Source organism: Stenotrophomonas sp. 96582_Sma (assembly GCF_056480905.1).
The window spans coordinates 2,132,274-2,150,355 of the sequence record NZ_CM151122.1; the positions used below are offsets into that span (position 1 = coordinate 2,132,274).

Sequence of the window (18,082 nt, forward strand, 5' to 3'; positions counted from 1 at the left end):
GTTTACTCCTTCATTGCCGGGGGAACGGCGGCGCCGACGCGGCTGCCAGCCGGCACCGGCGGCAACTTCACCGGTGCGATGGGGTAGGTCGGGGCGGTAGCCGGAGTTGCCGCGGCTTGTTCGGTATCGGTGTTCCGGGTGGCACCGGTGGCTGCGTTCAGGCGCTGACCGAGCGGGTCCACCGAGTGCGAGGTGTCGGCCAGGATGATGACCATCACCCGGCGGTTGCGGTTGCGGCCCTGCGCGCTGTCGTTCTCTTCGCGCGGGCGGAACTGGCCGTAGCCGACCATCGCCAGCCGCGACGGCTGCACGCCCTGGTCGGCGAACAGGTGCACCACGCTGGCCGCGCGCCCGGCCGACAGTTCCCAGTTCGACGGGAAGGTGGCGGTGGCGATCGGTACGTTGTCGGTGTGGCCTTCCACGCGCACGCTGTTGGGTACGTCGCGCAGGACCTCGGCCAGGCTGGCCAGGGTCTGCCGCGCATGCACGTCCAGCGCCGCCGAGCCGGTGGGGAACAGGATGTCGCTGTTGATCTCGACTTCGATCCACAGCTCGGTGCGGCGCACGCTGATCATGCCGCGGTCGATCAGCGGCGCGAGCGCGGCGGTCAGGCGGTCGGCGATGCTGTTGAGCTGGCGCTCGGCGCGCGCGATCTGCTCCTGGTTGTGCACCGAAACAGGCATACGCATCTGCGAGGCCATCGACGGCAGCAGGGTCGGGTCGTGCGACGGCGCAGGCGCCGAGGGCCCGATCTTGGTGCCGGACTTGATCACCGAGGGGCTGTCCCAGCCGCCACCCTGCACCTGCTTGTTGCCGACCTGTACCGGATTGATCGTGCGCGGCGCGCCCCCGAAGGCATCGGTCAGCGCGTCGGCCATGATCCGGTACTTGCCTTCGTTCACCGAGGAAATCGCGTACATGACCACGAAGAAGGCGAGCAGCAGCGTCATCAGGTCGGCATAGGGGATCGCCCATGCTTCGTGGTTGGCGTGCTCTTCGTGGTGCTTGCGGCGGGCCATGTCAGTGCAGGAAGCCGGAGAGGTTGGTTTCGATGTTGCGCGGGTTTTCGCCCTGGGCGATCGAGATCAGGCCTTCAATGACCATTTCGCGGTCGCGGGTGTTGTGCGAGATCACACTCTTGAGCTTGGCGGCCACCGGCAGGAACAGCAGGTTGGCCGAGGCGATGCCGTAGATGGTGGCGGTGAACGCTGCGGCGATGCCGTGGCCGAGCTTGCTCGGGTCGGCCAGGTTCTTCATCACCGCGATCAGGCCAAGCACGGCACCGATGATGCCCAGCGTCGGTGCATAGATGCCCATCGCTTCGAAGACCTTGGCACCGGCCTGGTCCTGGTGTTCCTGGCTGCCCAGTTCGATTTCCAGCATGTGCCGCATCGATTCGGGTTCGACGCCGTCCACCAGCAGCTGCAGGCCCTTGCGCAGGAACGGGTCCTGCTGTGCTTCCACCTGCGATTCCAGGCCCAGCAGGCCCTGGCGGCGGGCGATGTTGCTCCACTCGACGATCTGCTGGATCAGTTCGCGGCGATCGCTGTGCGGCGGGCGCACGACCCAGCGTACGATCTTGAAGGCATGCTTGAACACCGCCGGCGAGGTATGCAGCAGGATCGCGGCGACGGTGCCGACGATGACGATCACGAACGCCGCAGGCGACCACAACGACGCCAGGCCGGCGCCCTTGAGGATGCTGCCGCCGACCAGCGAGGCCAGGGCGAGAAAGAGTCCAATGAGGCTGAGTCTATCCATGGTTCCGGTATCGGCGTGTATGAATGGGACTTGAGACACCGGTAGATCGCGTACAGACGGTGGTCACAGTTTTCGGGGCGCCGGGCATGGCCCGGTGGGGTTCATCGCAGCCCGTCCACGTCCAGGATCAGCGCCATGCGACCATCGCCGATCAAGGTTGCACCGGCATAACCGCGCAGGCCGCGCAGCGCTTTCGGCAGCGGCTTGATGACCACTTCCTCACGCCCGCGTACCTGGTCCACGACCAGCCCGAAGCGCGCTTCGCCAGCCTGCAGCACCACGATGGTCAGCAGCGGCGAGGCGGCCGGCGTCACATCCAGCCACTGGCGCAGATCGACCAGCGGCAGCGTGTGCGAGCGGCGGTCGAGCACGGCACGGCCATCGAACCAGCCCAGCGAGGTGCGCGGCGCGTGCAGCACTTCCATCACGCGGGCCAGCGGCAGCGCATAGACGTCCTCGCCGGCCTGCACCAGCAGGGTCGGCAGGATCGCCAGGGTCAGCGGCACGCGGATCAGGAAGCGGCTGCCACGGCCCAGTTCCGACTGGATCTGGATCTGGCCGCTCAGTTCGCGGATGCGTGACTGCACCACGTCCATGCCGACGCCACGACCGGAGATGTCGGTGACCTGCTGCTTGGTCGAGAAGCCGGGCAGGAACACCAGGTGCAGGCACTCCTCGCTGCTCAGGCGCGCGGCGGCTTCCGGATCGATCAGGCCCTTCTCGCGCGCCTTGGCACGCAGCTTTTCCGGGTCGATGCCGGCGCCATCGTCCTGCACCTCGATGCTGACGTAGTCGCCTTCCTGCTGTGCGGACAGGCGCACATGGCCCATCCGTGGCTTGCCCTGTGCCTCGCGCAGGTCGGGCATTTCCACGCCATGGTCGATGGCGTTGCGGACCAGGTGCACCAGCGGGTCGGCCAGCGCTTCCACCAAGTTGCGGTCGAGCTCGGTCTCGGCGCCGATCAGTTCCAGGTCCACTTCCTTCTTCAGCGAGCGGGCGACGTCGCGGGCAACCTTGGGGAAGCGCGAGAACACCTTGCCCACCGGCTGCATGCGGGTGCGCATCACTGCCGACTGCAGGCGGGCGGTGGCGATATCCAGAGTGGACACGGCCCGGTCCAGCTCTTCATCGCGCAGGCGTGCACGCAGGGTCTTGAGCCGATTGCGTGACAGCACCAGTTCGCCGATCAGGTTGACGATCGCGTCCAGGCGCTTGGTGTCCACGCGCACGGTATGTTCGGCCTCGGCCAGCGGCTTGGCGGCCGGCTTCGCCACCGGTGCCGGTGCGGCGACCGGGCGCGGCGCTGCGATCGGTGCCGGTGCCACCACGGCCGCAGGCTTGGTGCCCGGTGCCGCGCCACCGTGCAGCTGGTCGAGCAGGGCTTCGAACTCGTCTTCGCTGATCAGTCCGTCGTCGGCCTTCTTCGCTGGCGCGACCGCGGTCGGCGCGTTGCCACCATGCAGTTGGTCGAGCAGAGCCTCGAATTCGTCGTCGGTGATCAGGTCGCTGCCACCCGCGGTGGGTGCTGCTGCGGCGGCGGGTGCAGCCACGGCACCGCCGTGCACGTCGAACTGTGCGATCAGGTCCGGCGGCGCATAGCCCGGCTCGGTGCCGGAGGAAACCGCGTCCAGCATCGACTGCAGGTAGTCCAGCGATTGCTGGGCCGCGTCGAAGTGGTGGGCCTGCAGCACGGCCTGGCCGGCACGTGCGGCGCCCAGCGCCTCTTCAGCGGCATGGCACAGCTCGACCATGGCGGTGACGCCGAGGAAGCCGGCGCCGCCCTTGAGCGTGTGGTAGCCGCGGAACACCGCGTTGAGCTGGTCGCTGTCCTGCGGTGCCTGCTCCAGCGACACCAGCTGTTCGCCGAGGCGATCCAGGATCTCCTGCGCCTCGATGATGAAATCGGCAGTGATGTCGTCGGATACCGCGCTCATGCTTACAGCCCCAGATCCGACAACAGGTCGTCGGCGTCGTTCTGCGAGACCGCGTGGCGGTCCAGTCCCTTCAGTGCCGGCCCGGCCAGTTCCGGGTCGGTGCGATGCTGTTCCGGCGGCAGGCCGAGCGCGCCGAAGCCTTCGTGCACGCGGCGGACGATGCCGACCACGCGACGGATGATCTGCCCGGTCAGGTCCTGGTAGCTCTGGGTCAGGGCGATCTCGGTCAGGTTGTGGCGGATGCGCTCGAGCTGCGCGTCCTGGCCCGGCTGCAGGCCTTCGGCGCGCAGCTGTTCGGTCAGGCTGCGGCATTCCTCGGCCAGGTCCAGGGTGCGGTGCGTGGCCTGTTCTGTCATCGCCACCACGTGGTCCAGTCGCGCGCAGGCGTCGTCCAGTTCGCCGGCTTCGCTCGGCACGGTCGGCAGTTCGCCCAGCGCCTGCCCCAGCTCGCGGGCCAGCCGCGAGAGGCCGCTCATCATCGGCTGCGTGCGCAGCGCGACCAGCCCATCGATGCGCTGCCGCCAGGCGGCCTCGTCACCGGACTCGAGTGCGTCCAGGGCCTCCTGCAGGCGCAGGGCGAGGGCGTTCTTGTCGACCGTGGTATCCATCAGGCGCTGGCCGCCAGGCGTTCGAAGATCTTGCCGAGCTTCTCTTCCAGCGTCTGCGCGGTGAACGGCTTGATGATGTAGCCGTTCACGCCGCTCTGGGCGGCTTCGATGATCTGCTCGCGCTTGGCTTCTGCCGTGACCATCAGCACCGGCAGGGTCTTCAGCTTGGCATCGGCACGGATGGCCTTGAGCAGCTCGATGCCGGTCATCACCGGCATGTTCCAGTCGGTGACCACGAAATCGAACGGCTGGCTCTGCAGCAGCGACAGCGCGGCATGCCCGTCCTCGGCTTCGGCGGTATTGGTGAAGCCCAGATCGCCCAGCAGGTTCTTGACGATTCGACGCATGGTCGAGAAGTCGTCGACGATCAGGATGCGCATGTTCTTGTTCAAAGCAGAATTCCTTTGTTGTTCATTCCGGACGGCCGGGGGCAGCCGCCTCGGGGATGTTCATTCTTCGAGGCCTGCGTCGGCAGCCTCGAACAGCTTCAGCCGGCCACGCAGGCGCAGTACCGCCTGGCCGTGGATCTGGCAGACCCGCGACTCGCTCACGCCGAGCACCGCGCCGATCTCCTTCAGGTTCAGTTCCTGCTCGTAGTACAGCGAGAGCACCAGTTGTTCGCGCTCGGGCAGGTGGCCGATGGCCTTGCCCAGCTCGCGACCGAACTCACCGCGCTCCAGTACCTGCTGCGGGGTCGGCCCGCCCTGGGCGACGGTGTCCAGCTCGCCCTGGTCCTCGATGCGCGATTCCAGGCTCAGCACCTGGCCACGTGCAGCGTCTTCCATCAGCCGCAGGTACTCAGGCAGCGGCATCTCCATCGCGGCGGCCACTTCAGTGGCGCTGGCGGCACGGCCACTGCTCTGTTCCAGGCGGCGGATGGTGGCGGCGGCATCACGTGCACGGCGGTGCACCGAGCGCGGGACCCAGTCACCACGGCGGATCTCGTCGATCATCGAACCACGGATGCGGATCGAGGCGTAGGTCTCGAAAGAAGCACCCTGGTCGGCGTCATAGCTGCGCGAGGCTTCGATCAGGCCCATCATGCCGGCCTGGATCAGGTCGTCGACCTCGACGCTGGCCGGCAGGCGCGCGGCCAGGTGGTGGGCGATGCGCCGCACCAGGTCCGAATGCTGGGCGATGACTTCGTTTGCCGCCGAGCGCTGCACTTCCCTGTACTGGGCTGCGCCTTTCATGCCGTCACCCCACGCTGCTTGAGGATGCGTTCGAGGAAGAACTCGACGCCGCCACGCGGTTCGGTCGGCGCCTGCCAGCGCGCGGTACGGCGCGCGATCTCGGTGATCGCCAGCGCCGCCGGGCTGGACGGATAGGCCTTCACCACCGGCTGCTGGCGCTGCACCGACAGGCGCAGCCAGTCATCCTGCGGCACGCAGCCGAGGTAGTTCAGCGAGACATCGGCAAGGAACTTCTCGCAGACGCGGGTCAGCTTTTCGTACAGCACGCGGCCCTCGTTCGGGTCGCGCACCATGTTGGCCACCACCTGGATGCGGTCCACGCCGCGCTCGCGCGACAGCACCTTGATCAGTGCGTAGGCGTCGGTGATCGAGGCCGGCTCGTCACAGACCACCACCACGGTGTCCTGTGCGGCCTGGCAGAAGGTCAGCACGCCATCGGTGATGCCCGCGGCAGTGTCCACCACCATGATGTCCAGCTCGCGCTCCAGCTCGGAGAACACGTTGACCAGGCCAACGTGCTCAGCCGGGGCCAGCTCGGCCATGTGCCGGCGGCCGGATGCGGCCGGGACCACCAGTACGCCGTTCGGGCCTTCGACGATGACGTCGTCCAGCGAACAGCGCCCGGCGACCAGGTCGGCCAGGGTAAAGGTGGGGTTCAGGCCCAGGATCACGTCGATGTTGGCCAGGCCGAGGTCGGCGTCCAGCAGCAGCGTGCGCTTGCCCATGCCAGCCAGGGCCACGGCCAGGTTGGCCGACACATTCGTCTTGCCCACGCCGCCCTTGCCGCCAGTGACCGCAATGGTGCGCACAGGGCCGAGCGGCTCGCTGCGGGTGGCCGACAGCGGGAAGGTCTTGGTCAGCTTGGCGTACTCACGCGACGGCATGGTTCAACTCCGGGTTGCAGGGCATATCGGCCGCGCGGCGCAAATCTTCAAGGCGAAGTACAAGATTGGCTGCACTGGCCCGGTGCAGGTCCTCCGGGACGTCCTGGCCATCGGTCACCCAGGTGATCGGCAGGGCATGGTCCACGGCCACCGACAGGGCGTTGCCGAAGCGGCCGGTCTCGTCCAGCTTGCTCAGTACCAGGCCCTGCAGGTTGGCGGCGCCGAAGCGGCGGACCACCTCGTCCATGTCGCCGAAGCTGGTGTTGGCCGGCAGCACCAGCAGGGTGCGGACCTGGCGGGCGGCACGCAGCCACTGCAGCTGGGCGGCCAGGGCGCGGTCGCGCGGGCCCAGGCCGGCGGTGTCGATCAGCACCAGCTTGTAGTCCTTCAGGCGTTCCAGCAGCTGGTCCAGGTCGGTGCCGCTGTTGGCCTCGTGCACCGCGATGCCGAGCTGGCGGCCGTAGCCGTACAGCTGCTCGCGGGCACCGATGCGGGTGGTGTCGGTGGTGACCAGGGCCACGTCACGCGGCGCGTGCTTCTCGGCGAAGCGCGAGGCCAGCTTGGCGATGGTGGTGGTCTTGCCGGCGCCGGTCGGTCCGACCAGTGCGATCACACCACCTTCTTCCAGCGGGTCGACCGGGGCGATCGGCAGCTTGCGCGAAATCAGCCCCAGCATCAGGCCGCGGCCTCGATGGGCCTCGGTCTCCAGCGGGATCTGCATGGCCACGTCGCGGGCCAGGCCGGCATCGAAGCCATACTCGTCCATCAGGTCCAGCGCGGTGGCGCGCACCGGGCAGCCGCGCAGGCGCTCGTCGGTGAAGCGGTTCATCTCGCGCTCGATCACATGGCGCATGCCGGCCACTTCCTGGCGCAGCTGGCGGATCTCGGCGTCGTCCTGGGCCACCAGGGTCAGTGCCGGGGCTGGGGCCAGCACGGGGGCAGCGCCGGTTTCGTCGCTGGCTTCGACCGGTGCCGGTTCGCTGGCGACGATCCCGGGTTGCGCTTCGGTCACGGCAGCGGTAGGCAGCGGCGGCGGCTGCACGGCCGACGCCGCGCATTCGTGATGCGTCTCGTGCGGCGGGTCGATCTGGAAGCGGGCGCGGTTGGCCGGTGCGGCGGTGCTGGGCGCCGGTGCGACGATGGCTTCGGCGAACGGAGCGAAGGGCTGATCCGGCAGCGCCGGTTCGTTGACGGCGGCGCGTGCCAGGGTGGCGGCGAAGCCGGTGCTGCCGCGGGTCGGCACGATCTCGTCGGCGCTGTCCAGGGTGCGGCCGGTGGCGCCGACCGCAGCGCGGGCGAGGGCAGCCACGGCCGAGGTGGTTGCGGCGACCGGTTCCGGTGCCGGGGTGTTGCTGCGGCGGCGGGTGACCGCGGCGATCACCGCGTCGGCGGCGGTGCGCGGCTTCGGCGCCGGCGGCGGAGCGATGTCACGACGCGAGGCTTCCAGTGCACGCTGCACGGCGCTCTCGTCGTAGTTGGCGGCGGCGACGATCTCGATGCCTTCCTCGATCCGGCGGTTGGACAGGATCACGGCGTCAGGACCATGTTCCTTGCGCACCAGGTTCATGGCCGAGCGCATGTCGGCGGCGACGAATCGTTTGATTTTCATGCTGTGGTCACGGGACGAAGACGGCGGGGTGGCGGTCGGAGAACTCGGGTGGTCGGTGGTCTGCACGGTGCGGGTTCCCCTTGGTATCTGTCTGTTGCGTTGGTTCGAAAGTGGTGTCTGTTTTCTGGCGCATCGGAGGGCGGCGTCAGCTGATCGTTCCGACCAGCTTCAGGCGCTTGTCCTCCGGCACCTCGCTGTAGGCCAGGACCGACAGCGACGGAACGCTGTGGCGGACCAGGCGGGCCAGCGCGGCACGCACCGGGCCAGGTACCAGCACGACCGCGGGCTCGTTGCGGGCTTCCTGCTTGCTGACACATTCGGCCAGGCTCTGGTGCAGTCGCTCAGCGAGTCCGGGTTCCAGCGCGGCGCCGTTGCCCTGCGTGGACTCCTGCAAGACACGTTCCAATTGTGGGTTGAGCGTGAACACCGGCAGCTCCGCCGACATTCCGGCGATCTCCTGCACGATGAAACGACCCAGCGCGGTGCGCACCGCGGCGGTCAGTACGGCCGGGTCCTGGCTGTTCGGAGCGTGTTCGACCAGTGCTTCGGCGATCTTGCGCAGCTGGCGGATTGGAATGCGCTCGACCAGCAGGTTCTGCAACACGCGCACCACCGCCGACAGCGGCAGCGCCTTCGGCGTCAGATCTTCGACGAGCTTGGGCGCGCTCTTGGCCAGGTTGGCCAGCAGGTGCTGCACTTCCTCGTGGCCGAGCAGCTCGGGCGCGTGTTCGCGGATCAGGTGCGACAGATGGGTGGCGACCACGGTGGCCGGATCGACCACGGTGTAGCCCAGCGTTTCGGCCTGGGCACGCTGGTGCGGTTGGATCCAGGTCGCGTCCAGGCCGAACGCGGGGTCCTTGCCGGCGATGCCTTCCAGCGCGCCGAGCGCGCTGCCCGGGTCCAGTGCCAGCTCGCGGTCCGGATGGATCTCGGCGGTGGCCACCGGTACGCCGTGCACCAGCACGCGGTAGCCGTTGGCCGGCAGTTCCAGGTTGTCGCGGATGTGCACCGACGGGATCAGGAAGCCGACGTCCTGGGTCAGCTTGCGCCGCACGCCCTTGATGCGTGCCATCAGTTCGCCGCCCTGGCTGCTGTCCACCAGCGGAATCAGCCGGTAGCCGACCTCCAGGCCCAGCGGATCGACCGGGCGCAGTTCGTCCCAGCTCAGTTCGGCAGTCGGAGCCGGCGCGGCCGGGCGGCCGAGTGCGTTGAGCGCGGCAGCGTCATTGCCTGCGGCTGCCGGATCGGTGGCCGCGGCCTTGCCCTTGCGGTAGACCTTCCAGGCGATGAAGCCGAGGATCGCGGACAGTGTCAGGAAAGCGACGTTGGGCATGCCCGGCACCAGGCCGACCACGCCGATGATGCCGGCGGTGATCGCCAGCGCGCGGTACTGGCCGAACACCTGGCCGGTCATGGCCTGGGCCATGTCCTGCGAACGCGAGGCGCGGGTGACCAGCATGGCCACGGCGCTGGAGACCAGCAGCGCCGGCAGCTGCGCCACCAGGCCATCACCAATCGACAGCAGGGTGTAGGTGGCAGCGGCATCGCCGAACGGCATGCCATGCTGCAGCACGCCTACGGCCAGGCCGCCGAGCATGTTGATGAACAGGATCAGGATGCCGGCGATGGCATCGCCGCGGATGAACTTGCTGGCACCGTCCATCGCGCCGTAGAAATCGGCTTCCTCGCGGACTTCCTCGCGGCGCAGCTTGGCTTCTTCACGCGTCAGCAAACCGGCGTTGAGGTCGGCGTCGATCGCCATCTGCTTGCCGGGCATCGCGTCGAGGATGAAGCGCGCGGTCACTTCCGAGACGCGGCCGGCGCCCTTGGTGATGACCACGAAGTTGATGATGGTCAGGATCGCGAACACCACGATGCCGACCGCGTAGTTGCCGCCGATCACGAATTCGCCGAAGGCAGCGATGACCTTGCCCGCGGCGTCATGGCCGTTCTGGCCGTTCAGCAGGATCACGCGGGTGGAGGCGACGTTCAGCGCCAGCCGCAGCATGGTGGTGATCAGCAGCACGATCGGGAAGATCGTGAAGTCCAGCGGGCGCTTCACGTAGACCACCGCCAGCAGCACCATCAGCGAGATGGCGATGTTGAAGGTGAACAGCGCATCGAGCACCGGCGCGGCCAGCGGCACCACGACCATGGCCAGCAGGGCCAGCACGATCAGCGGTGCGCCAAGGCCCTGGCGGATCATTTCCAGCGCGCGGCGGGTGTTGAAACCGGTGGAGGGCTGGGCGCTCACGGGCGGCCTCCCTTGCCGAATTCATCCACCTGGATGTGCGGGGCGTCCGGCATCGGGCCAGTGCGCCAGGCGCGCAGCTGGTAGACGTAGGACAGGACCTGGGCGACGGCCGAATACAGTCTCACGGGGATTTCCTTTCCGAGTTGGCCTTCCCGATACAAGGCGCGTGCCAAAGGCGGGGCGGAGACGATCGCCACCTTGTTGCCGTCGGCCACTTCACGGATGCGCAGGGCGGTCTCATCCACACCCAGGGCGACCACTTTGGGGGCGTTCATGGCGCCGCCCTCGTACTTCAGGGCCACCGCGTAGTGGGTGGGGTTGACTACCACCACGTCGGCAGTGGGCACCGCCTCCATCATCCGGCGGTTGGCCATCTGCTGCTGCAGCTGGCGGATGCGGCCCTTGACCTCGGGGCTGCCCTCGCTTTCCTTCATTTCCCGGCGCAGCTCTTCACGGGTCATCTTCAGCTTGCGCATCCAGTTCCAGCGCTGGTAGGGCGCATCGATGGCAGCCAGCACCAGCATCGCGCCGGCGGTGGCCAGCAGCAGGCGCAGGGTGAAGCCGAGGCCGTCGGTGATGGCGGTCTCCAGCGGGTGGTGGATCAGCCCGCGCAGGGTGTCGAAGCCGGTCCACACCACCAGCCCGGCGGCAACGCCGACAAAAGCCACGCGCAACAACGACTTGGTGAACTCGGCGATGGCTTCCGGGCCATACAGGCGCTTGAGCCCGCTCATCGGGTTCATGCGGTTGAAGTCGGGCATCATCGCCTTCTGCGACCAGCGCAGGCCGCCCATCACCAGCGGGGCGACGAAGCTGGCCAGCAGGCAGACCAGCACCAGCGGCGCGATCACCAGCATGAACTGCAGCAGCAGGTCGCCGAAGTGGCCGAACAGCGCCTTCGGGTTCTGCCGCAGGCTCTGCTCTGGGCTGAGTGCATGCTTCATCCAGGCGCTTGCACCACGGCCGATCGAGCCGCTCATGGCCATCACCGCCAGTACACCGGCGCCGAACACGGCGGCCGTGCCGAGCTCGCGCGAGCGCGGCAGGTTGCCCTGTTCACGGGCGTCGCGCAGGCGTTTTTCGGTAGGTTGTTCGGTCTTTTCGCCGGCGGATTCGTTCTCGGACATCACGGGCACTGCGGCAGGGGATGCCGGGGTGCGTGCAAGAACCGTTCCGTGATGGGTTCATGTGCCAACCAAGGTTGGCATCTACCAGAGCAGGTGCAGGTGGGAGCGCAGCCTGGATTTACCCCGGCGGGTGCTGCGTCGGCGGGCTCTGCGCCAGCTCCACCCGTGGGCGAGGCAGGTCGTGCAGCTGCATGAAGCGCGCCGCGTCGACCGGGCGGCCGAGCAGGTAGCCCTGCAGGAAGTCGCAGCCCAGGCGCTCCAGGTAGGCGCGCTGTGCGGCGGTCTCCACGCCCTCGGCCACGATGTCCATGTCGAGCGCGTGGCCCAGTGCCACGATCGCCGAGACGATCACCACATCCTCGGCGCTGTGCTCCAGATCGCGTACGAAGGCATGGTCGATCTTGATCTCGGTGGCGGGCAGCCGCTTCAGGTACAGCAGGCTGGAATAGCCGGTGCCGAAGTCATCGATGGAGATGCCCACGCCCAGCGCCGACAGCGCCTGCAGCAGGCGCAGGCTGGCATCGGTATCGCGCATGACCGTGCTTTCGGTGATCTCCAGCACCAGGTGGCGTGGGGCAATGTCGTAGCGTTCGATCACTTCGCGCACATCCTGCAGCAGGTGCGGCGAACTGAACTGCACCGGCGACAGGTTCACCGACATCGACCAGCCCTCGTGGCCGGCATCGTGCCAGCGGCGCAGCTGCAGGCAGGCCTGGTCCAGCGCCCAGCGCCCGATGTCGTTGATCGCACCGCTGCGTTCGGCCAGCCGGATGAAGCGGTCCGGCGGGATCAGGCCATGCTCGGGATGGCGCCAGCGGATCAGCGCTTCGGCACCGGCCACCTTCTGCGTGGTTACCTGGATCTTCGGCTGGTAGTGCAGGAACAGCTGCTCGCTGCCGATGGCCCGGCGCAGGTCGGCCAGCAGCCGGAACTGTTGTTCGGCGCTGTCATTCATCCAGTCGGCGAACAGCACGAAGGCGTTGCGTCCGGATTCCTTGGCCTGGTACATCGCTGCATCGGCAAAGGCCATCAGCTGCCGCTCGCTGGCAGCGTGATCCGGACAGATCGCCACGCCGATGCTGGCGGTCACCTGCAGTTCGTTGTCGGCCAGCAACGGCCCGCTGCCGACCGCCTGCAGGATGCGCCGGGCCAGCGTCGGCAGGTCCTCGTCGTGCTCGATGCGCACCACCAGCACGAATTCGTCACCGCCCAGACGGGCCAGCATGTCGTTGGGCCGAAGCAGCTGGCGCGTGCGTTCGGCCACCGCAACCAACAGTGCATCGCCGGCCTGGTGGCCGTAGGCATCGTTGACCTGCTTGAAGCCATCCAGGTCCATGAACATCACCGCGAAGCGGCTGCCGCCCTGTTCGGCCTCGGCCAGCGCCTGCACGATCCGACGCTGCAGCAGCAGGCGGTTGGGCAGGCGGGTAAGCGGGTCGTGCAGTGCGGCCTGGGTCAGTTCCTGCTGTGCGTCGGTCAGTGAGGTACTCAACAGGGAATTGCGCAGGCGCAGCAGCTGCGCCTCCACCCGCTGGTCCAGCCAGGAGACCACCAGCACCACGGCCAGGATGGCGACGGTCAGCACCACCACCAGCATGGCCAGCCATTCGCTCTGCAGCCCATCGCCGACGGCTGCGCCGCAGATGCTGCCTTCCGGAAAGCGCGCTGCGGCCATGCCGGTGTAGTGCATGCCGACGATGGCCAACCCGAGCAGGCCGGCAGCCGCGAGCCGGTCGCCGACACGGGTGCGCTGCGCGCGCAGGCGGAACGCCACGTACAGCGCCGTCCACGAGGCGGCCACCGCCACCATCAGCGAAAAAAGCAGCCAGCCCGGGTCGTAGTCGATGCCCGGCTGCATGCGCATTGCGGCCATGCCAACGTAATGCATGCCGGCAATGCCGGTGCCCATCAGCAGCGCGCCACCGGCCAACCGCGGGTGGGGCAGGGTACGCAGCGAAACCAGCCATAGCGCGAACACCGATGAGGCGATCGCCAATGCGAGGGAAAGCAGGGTGATCGGCAGGTCGTAGCCGAGCGGAATGGGCAGATCGAAGGCGAGCATGCCGATGAAGTGCATCGACCAGATGCCCAGGCCCATGGCGAAGCCACCACCGAGGCGCCACCACCACGCCGCGCCCTTGCCGGGTGCAGTGACCGTGCGCCCGGCCATCGCCAGCGCGGTGTACGAAGCCATCACGGCCACCAGCAGCGAGATCGCCACCAGCCACGGGTTGTACGTGCCTACCAGCATTCGTCAGTCTCCCGGACCTGCCTGTCGACGGAAACCACGGTGGGGCATGCATGAGGCAGGCCGACGCACGGCGCCGGCCACGTGCGGCATCCCCCCGGTTGCCGCGTATTCACTCTAACGCGCAGACCCGGGGGAAGGGCAAGCAGTAAAACGTGATGATCCGGTCAGTGTGTGACCGTGTCCGCAGCCTGGAAGGCGGCATCGAAGAGGCGCTGTACCGGCGGACCCATTTCCCCGGCCAGCAGCGCCAGCAGGAACAGGCCCAGCAGCAGAGACACTGGCAGGCCGAGCTGGATCGGGTTCAGCGCCGGGGCCGCACGGGCCAGTACGCCGAACGCCAGGTTCACCGCCAGCATTGCCACAGTCAGCGGGATCGCCAGGGTCAATGCGCCGCGCAGTACGGTCAGCAGGAAGGTTGGGGCGATGCTGAAGAAGGCGTGCGGGTCCGGCAGCGGGGCGCCGATCGGCAGCGCCCGGTAGCTGTCCACCACCAGCGAGATCAGCGCCAGGTGCCCGTTGGCGGTGAAGAACAGCAGGCCGAACAGCAGATAGAACCACTGGCCGATCACGCCGGAGGTGCCGCCACGCAATGGGTCACTCATCTGCGCGAAGGCCAGGCCGGTGCCCTGGGCGATCAGTTCGCCGGCCATCGCGCCGGCCTCGAACACCAGCCGAAGCAGGAAGCCGATGGATACGCCGATGGCCAGTTCACGGGCGATGGTAAGGACCGTGGCGGCATCGAAACCGGTCCAGTCCGGTACCGGCGGCAGCAGCGGCGCCAGTGCGATGGCCAGGGTGCCAGCCAGCACCACGCGCACCCGCGCGGGAACGGCACGGGTGCCGACCATCGGCATGGCCATGGCCACTGCGCCGATGCGCAGCATGGTCCACAGCACGGTGCCGATCATGCCGAAGGCCTGCAGGCCGTCGGCAGCCATCTGGGTGGCGGCGTCCATCGAAGCGCGTGTCCTAGCCGATCAGGTGTGGAATGCGCTGGAACAGCAGCGTGGTGAACTCCACCAGGTGGCCGATCAGCAGGCTGCCCAGCGCGAACAGCACCGCGGTCAGCGCCGCCGCCTTGGCAACGAAGGCGATGGTCGGCTCATTGAGCTGGGTCGCGGCCTGCACCACGCCCACCACCACACCGACCACCAGCACGGTGAGCAGCAGCGGGCCGGCCACCCACAACACGGTGATCAGGCCGCCACGCAGTTCGGTCAGGGCAAGTTCGGGAGTCATTCGGGTTCCATCTGCTCATGTAGAGTCGAGCCGCGCTCGACTGTGCTTCTGTAGAGTCGAGTCATGCTCGACTGCCTCTCGATCACGCCGGATTGAAGCTCGCCGCCAAGGTGCCGACGGTCAGCACCCAGCCATCCACCAGCACGAACAGCAGGATCTTGAACGGTGCCGACACCAGCATCGGCGACAGCATCATCATGCCCATCGACATCAGCACGCTGGCCACGACCAGGTCGATGATCACGAACGGAATGAAGATCAGGAAGCCGATCTCGAAGGCGGTCTTCAGTTCACTGGTGACGAACGAGGCGACCAGCACCGGGAACGGGATCGCGTCGGGGCTGGCGTAGGTGCCATGCCCGGCGATGCCGGCAAAGGTCATCAGGTCGGTCTCGCGGATCTGCGCCAGCATGAAGGCGCGCAGCGGCGAGGTGGTCAGCGTCCAGGCGGTCTGGAAGTCGATCTCGCCATTGAGGTAGGGCGCCATGCCGGTGCTCCAGGCCTTGTCCCAGGTCGGCAGCATGATCATTGCGGTGAGGAACAGGGCCAGGCCCAGCAGCACCTGGTTGGACGGCGTCTGTCCGGTGCCCAGTGCCTGGCGCAGCAGGCCCAGCACGATGATGATGCGGGTGAACGAGGTCAGTACCAGCAGCATCGACGGGATCAGGGTGATCGCGGTCATCAGCAGCAGGGTCTGCAGCGGCAGGCTGACCGGTGCACCGCCGATCTTGCCGACGTTGATGTCCGGCAGCGGCGTGGTCGGGGCACCGGGTGCGGCGAATGCCAGCGCCGGCAACAGGCACAGGGCGAGCATCAGCAGCCACGGCATCAGGGTGGCAAGACGGGTACGGGTGACACGCATGTCAGGGATCCTTGCGCAGCCGCTGCTGCAGCAGCTGGGCGAAATTCGGCAGGTTCTTGAAGTCCGGCACGCGCACCGGCGCGGGCGCCGGCAGCGGTTCGGGCAGGGTGTGCAGGGTGTTGATACCGCCGGCGGTGACGCCCAGCAGCAGCTGCTGGCCGTTGACCTCGACCACCACCACGCGCTCCTTGGCACCGACACTCAGGCTGGCCACCACCTTCATGCCGTCGGCCGGGCGGAAGCCGCTGCCGGGCAGGCGCTTTAGCAGCCAGCCGAGGCCGATGACCAGCGCCAGCACGGCCAGCAGCGCCAGCACCGCACCGAACAGGCTCGGTGCGGCGGCCGCGTGCTGGCCGACCTGCGGACCGATCGGTGCGGCGGTCTTGCCGACCGCCAACAGGGTGGAGGCCAGCAGGCTCAACGCAGTCTCCGGATCCGCTCGCTCGGGCTGACCACGTCGGTCAGGCGCACGCCGAAGCGGTCGTTGATCACCACCACCTCGCCGTGGGCGATCAGGGTGCCGTTGACGAACACGTCCAGCGACTCGCCGGCACCGCGTTCCAGTTCCACCACCGAGCCCTGGTTGAGCTGCAGCAGATTGCGGATCGGCAGGCGGGCACGACCGACTTCCAGCGACAGGGTCACCGGCACGTCGAGGATCACGTCCAGGTTGAGGTCGGCGCCGGCCCCTTCTTCGGCCTGCAGGGTGCCGAACTGGGCCGGGGTCGGTTCGAGGGCGTCGATATCGTTCATTGCGGGTCTTCCTGGATGACGGGTGCGCGCGGGCGGGTGCCCGGCGGATGGGTAGCGGTGATCTTCACGGCGTTCATGCCGTTGGCGATGCCGAACTCGCCGGTGAACACCGGGATGTTCTCCACGCACAGCGGCACCTGCGGGCTGAGCTCGATCGGCAGGATGTCGCCGACCTTCAGCTGGGTCAGGTCACGCAGGGTCATGCGCTTGCTGGCCAGTACGCTGGACAGGGTCACCTCGGCGATGTTGAGCTGTTCGCGCAGGGTCTGGCCCCAGCTTTCGTCGCGATCATTGCGGTCGCTCTGGATGCCAGCGTCGAGCAGCTCGCGGATCGGTTCCAGCATCGAATACGGCAGGGTCACATGGATGTCGCCGCCACCGCCGTCGAGCTCGACGTGCAGCCGGCACACCACCACGTACTCGCGCGGCGTCACGATGTTGGCGAAGTGCGGGTTGATCTCCGAGTTGATGTACTCGAAGTCGACATCCATCACCGGTGCCCAGGCCTCGCGCAGGTCGGCGAAGGTCTGCTTCAGCAGCAGGTGGATCACCCGCATTTCGGTGGCGGTGAACTCGCGGCCTTCAATGCGGGTCGGGTAGCGCCCGTCGCCGCCAAAGAAGTTGTCGACGATGGCGAACACCAGGGTCGGTTCGAACACGATCAGGCCGGTACCGCGCAGCGGCTTGAAGCGGATCAGGTTCAGGTTGGTCGGCACATACAGCGAGTGCATGTAGTCGTTGAACTTGATCAGCTCGATGCCGCGCACCGACAGTTCGGCCGAACGGCGGATCAGGTTGAACAGGCCGATCCGCCACAGGCGCGCGAAGCGCTCATGGACCATTTCCAGGGTCGGCATGCGACCGCGGATGATGCGGTCCTGGCTGGCGAAGTCGTACGAACGTGCTTCGCCTGACGGCGGTTCCGCATCGGTCTCGACCGCGCCACTGTCCACGCCGTGGAGCAGGGCATCGATCTCGTCCTGGGACAGCAGATCATTCATCTGTGGGCCCTTACTGGGTCACGAAGCTGGTGAACAGCAGATCGTCGGCGCCGTTGCTGCCGGTCTCGGCCTTGAGCACTTTCTGCACTTCGGCCAGCGAAGCGGCCTGCAGCTTCTGCTTGCCGGCGATGTCGGCGATCTGGTCGGGGCTGACCTGCGAGAACAGCATCAGCAGGCGTGCGCGAATGGCTGGCGCATGCGTCTTGATCGCTTCCAGTGCAGCGGGATCGCGGGTCATCAGCTGCACTTCCAGCTGCAGGTAGCGCGGGCCGTCGACCGGGCCGTTGAGATTGACCACGAAGGCCGGGTCCAGCGCGAAGTACTGCGCCGGTGCCGGAGTACTGGCCTTCTTCGGGGCCTGCGCGGTCTTCTCTTCGTGCTTGGACTGGGTGAAGAACCAGACGCCGCCACCGGCGGCAGCGGCGGCGAGCACGGCCACCAGTGCGGTGATCAGGATCGGACTACGCGGCTTGGCGGCCTTGTCCTTCTCGGCGGTCTTCTTGGTTTTGTCAGCGGCTGCGGCCACGGGGTGAAGCTCCTGAGGGTTGCTTCACCGGGATATGCAAGGGGTGTGCCGGAGCCGGGGCAGAGGGGTGCGACGGAATT

At 67.6% G+C, this 18,082-nt stretch carries 18 protein-coding genes; all 18 read right to left on the minus strand.

The features are described from left to right. Positions 1-2 precede the first annotated feature (2 nt). Positions 3-1,019: a flagellar motor protein MotD gene (gene motD, locus ACZK2R_RS09890; protein ID WP_180837600.1), complete on the minus strand. Its 1,017-nt coding sequence runs from the start codon at positions 1,017-1,019 to the stop codon at positions 3-5. Position 1,020: 1 nt separating this feature from the next. Beyond that, the gene (locus ACZK2R_RS09895) at positions 1,021-1,761 is read right to left on the minus strand and encodes a flagellar motor protein (protein ID WP_010482457.1); all 741 of its coding nucleotides are present in this window, start codon (positions 1,759-1,761) and stop codon (positions 1,021-1,023) included. 101 nt (positions 1,762-1,862) lie between these two features. After that, positions 1,863-3,695 (minus strand): chemotaxis protein CheA, encoded by a 1,833-nt coding sequence (locus tag ACZK2R_RS09900; protein WP_132810051.1) that lies wholly within the window; start codon positions 3,693-3,695, stop codon positions 1,863-1,865. A 2-nt stretch (positions 3,696-3,697) separates the two neighbouring features. Beyond that, positions 3,698-4,303 carry a protein phosphatase CheZ gene (locus tag ACZK2R_RS09905; RefSeq protein ID WP_006442968.1) on the minus strand — a complete coding sequence of 202 codons (606 nt, stop codon included), beginning with the start codon at positions 4,301-4,303 and terminating at the stop codon, positions 3,698-3,700. Continuing rightward, the gene (gene cheY, locus ACZK2R_RS09910) at positions 4,303-4,695 is read right to left on the minus strand and encodes a chemotaxis response regulator CheY (RefSeq protein WP_006365466.1); all 393 of its coding nucleotides are present in this window, start codon (positions 4,693-4,695) and stop codon (positions 4,303-4,305) included. The genes ACZK2R_RS09905 and cheY overlap by 1 nt, the downstream gene beginning before the upstream one ends. A gap of 57 nt (positions 4,696-4,752) precedes the next feature. Next, positions 4,753-5,496 carry an RNA polymerase sigma factor FliA gene (locus ACZK2R_RS09915; protein ID WP_049401180.1) on the minus strand — a complete coding sequence of 248 codons (744 nt, stop codon included), beginning with the start codon at positions 5,494-5,496 and terminating at the stop codon, positions 4,753-4,755. Then, positions 5,493-6,380, minus strand: a complete 888-nt coding sequence (locus ACZK2R_RS09920) for a MinD/ParA family ATP-binding protein (protein ID WP_125895422.1) — start codon at positions 6,378-6,380, stop codon at positions 5,493-5,495. The genes ACZK2R_RS09915 and ACZK2R_RS09920 overlap by 4 nt, the downstream gene beginning before the upstream one ends. Further along, positions 6,367-7,989 carry a flagellar biosynthesis GTPase FlhF gene (gene flhF / locus ACZK2R_RS09925; protein ID WP_180837599.1) on the minus strand — a complete coding sequence of 541 codons (1,623 nt, stop codon included), beginning with the start codon at positions 7,987-7,989 and terminating at the stop codon, positions 6,367-6,369. The genes ACZK2R_RS09920 and flhF overlap by 14 nt, the downstream gene beginning before the upstream one ends. Before the next feature lie 145 nt (positions 7,990-8,134). Continuing rightward, positions 8,135-10,195 carry a flagellar biosynthesis protein FlhA gene (flhA, locus tag ACZK2R_RS09930; protein WP_153855598.1) on the minus strand — a complete coding sequence of 687 codons (2,061 nt, stop codon included), beginning with the start codon at positions 10,193-10,195 and terminating at the stop codon, positions 8,135-8,137. 44 nt (positions 10,196-10,239) lie between these two features. Further along, on the minus strand, positions 10,240-11,370 hold the full coding sequence (gene flhB / locus ACZK2R_RS09935) for a flagellar biosynthesis protein FlhB (RefSeq protein ID WP_049461531.1): 1,131 nt from the start codon (positions 11,368-11,370) through the stop codon (positions 10,240-10,242). Between the two features lie 118 nt (positions 11,371-11,488). After that, positions 11,489-13,621: a putative bifunctional diguanylate cyclase/phosphodiesterase gene (locus tag ACZK2R_RS09940; protein ID WP_180837598.1), complete on the minus strand. Its 2,133-nt coding sequence runs from the start codon at positions 13,619-13,621 to the stop codon at positions 11,489-11,491. A 164-nt stretch (positions 13,622-13,785) separates the two neighbouring features. Further along, positions 13,786-14,577 (minus strand): flagellar biosynthetic protein FliR, encoded by a 792-nt coding sequence (fliR, locus tag ACZK2R_RS09945; protein ID WP_012510964.1) that lies wholly within the window; start codon positions 14,575-14,577, stop codon positions 13,786-13,788. A gap of 13 nt (positions 14,578-14,590) precedes the next feature. After that, positions 14,591-14,860 (minus strand): flagellar biosynthetic protein FliQ, encoded by a 270-nt coding sequence (locus ACZK2R_RS09950; protein ID WP_012510965.1) that lies wholly within the window; start codon positions 14,858-14,860, stop codon positions 14,591-14,593. An 82-nt stretch (positions 14,861-14,942) separates the two neighbouring features. Then, positions 14,943-15,722: a flagellar type III secretion system pore protein FliP gene (gene fliP, locus ACZK2R_RS09955; RefSeq protein ID WP_043395553.1), complete on the minus strand. Its 780-nt coding sequence runs from the start codon at positions 15,720-15,722 to the stop codon at positions 14,943-14,945. A 1-nt stretch (position 15,723) separates the two neighbouring features. After that, positions 15,724-16,143, minus strand: coding sequence for a flagellar biosynthetic protein FliO (fliO, locus tag ACZK2R_RS09960; protein ID WP_125895418.1), 420 nt, complete (start codon positions 16,141-16,143; stop codon positions 15,724-15,726). Continuing rightward, a complete protein-coding gene (fliN, locus tag ACZK2R_RS09965; protein ID WP_012510967.1) occupies positions 16,140-16,475 on the minus strand; it encodes a flagellar motor switch protein FliN in 336 nt (111 codons plus the stop codon). Before fliN ends, fliO begins: the two co-directional genes overlap by 4 nt. Further along, entirely contained in the window at positions 16,472-17,476 is a 1,005-nt protein-coding gene (fliM, locus tag ACZK2R_RS09970) for a flagellar motor switch protein FliM (RefSeq protein WP_032129211.1), read from the minus strand. The genes fliN and fliM overlap by 4 nt, the downstream gene beginning before the upstream one ends. A 10-nt stretch (positions 17,477-17,486) precedes the next feature. Next, positions 17,487-18,002, minus strand: coding sequence for a flagellar basal body-associated FliL family protein (locus tag ACZK2R_RS09975; protein WP_049421892.1), 516 nt, complete (start codon positions 18,000-18,002; stop codon positions 17,487-17,489). Between the last annotated feature and the right edge of the window lie 80 nt (positions 18,003-18,082).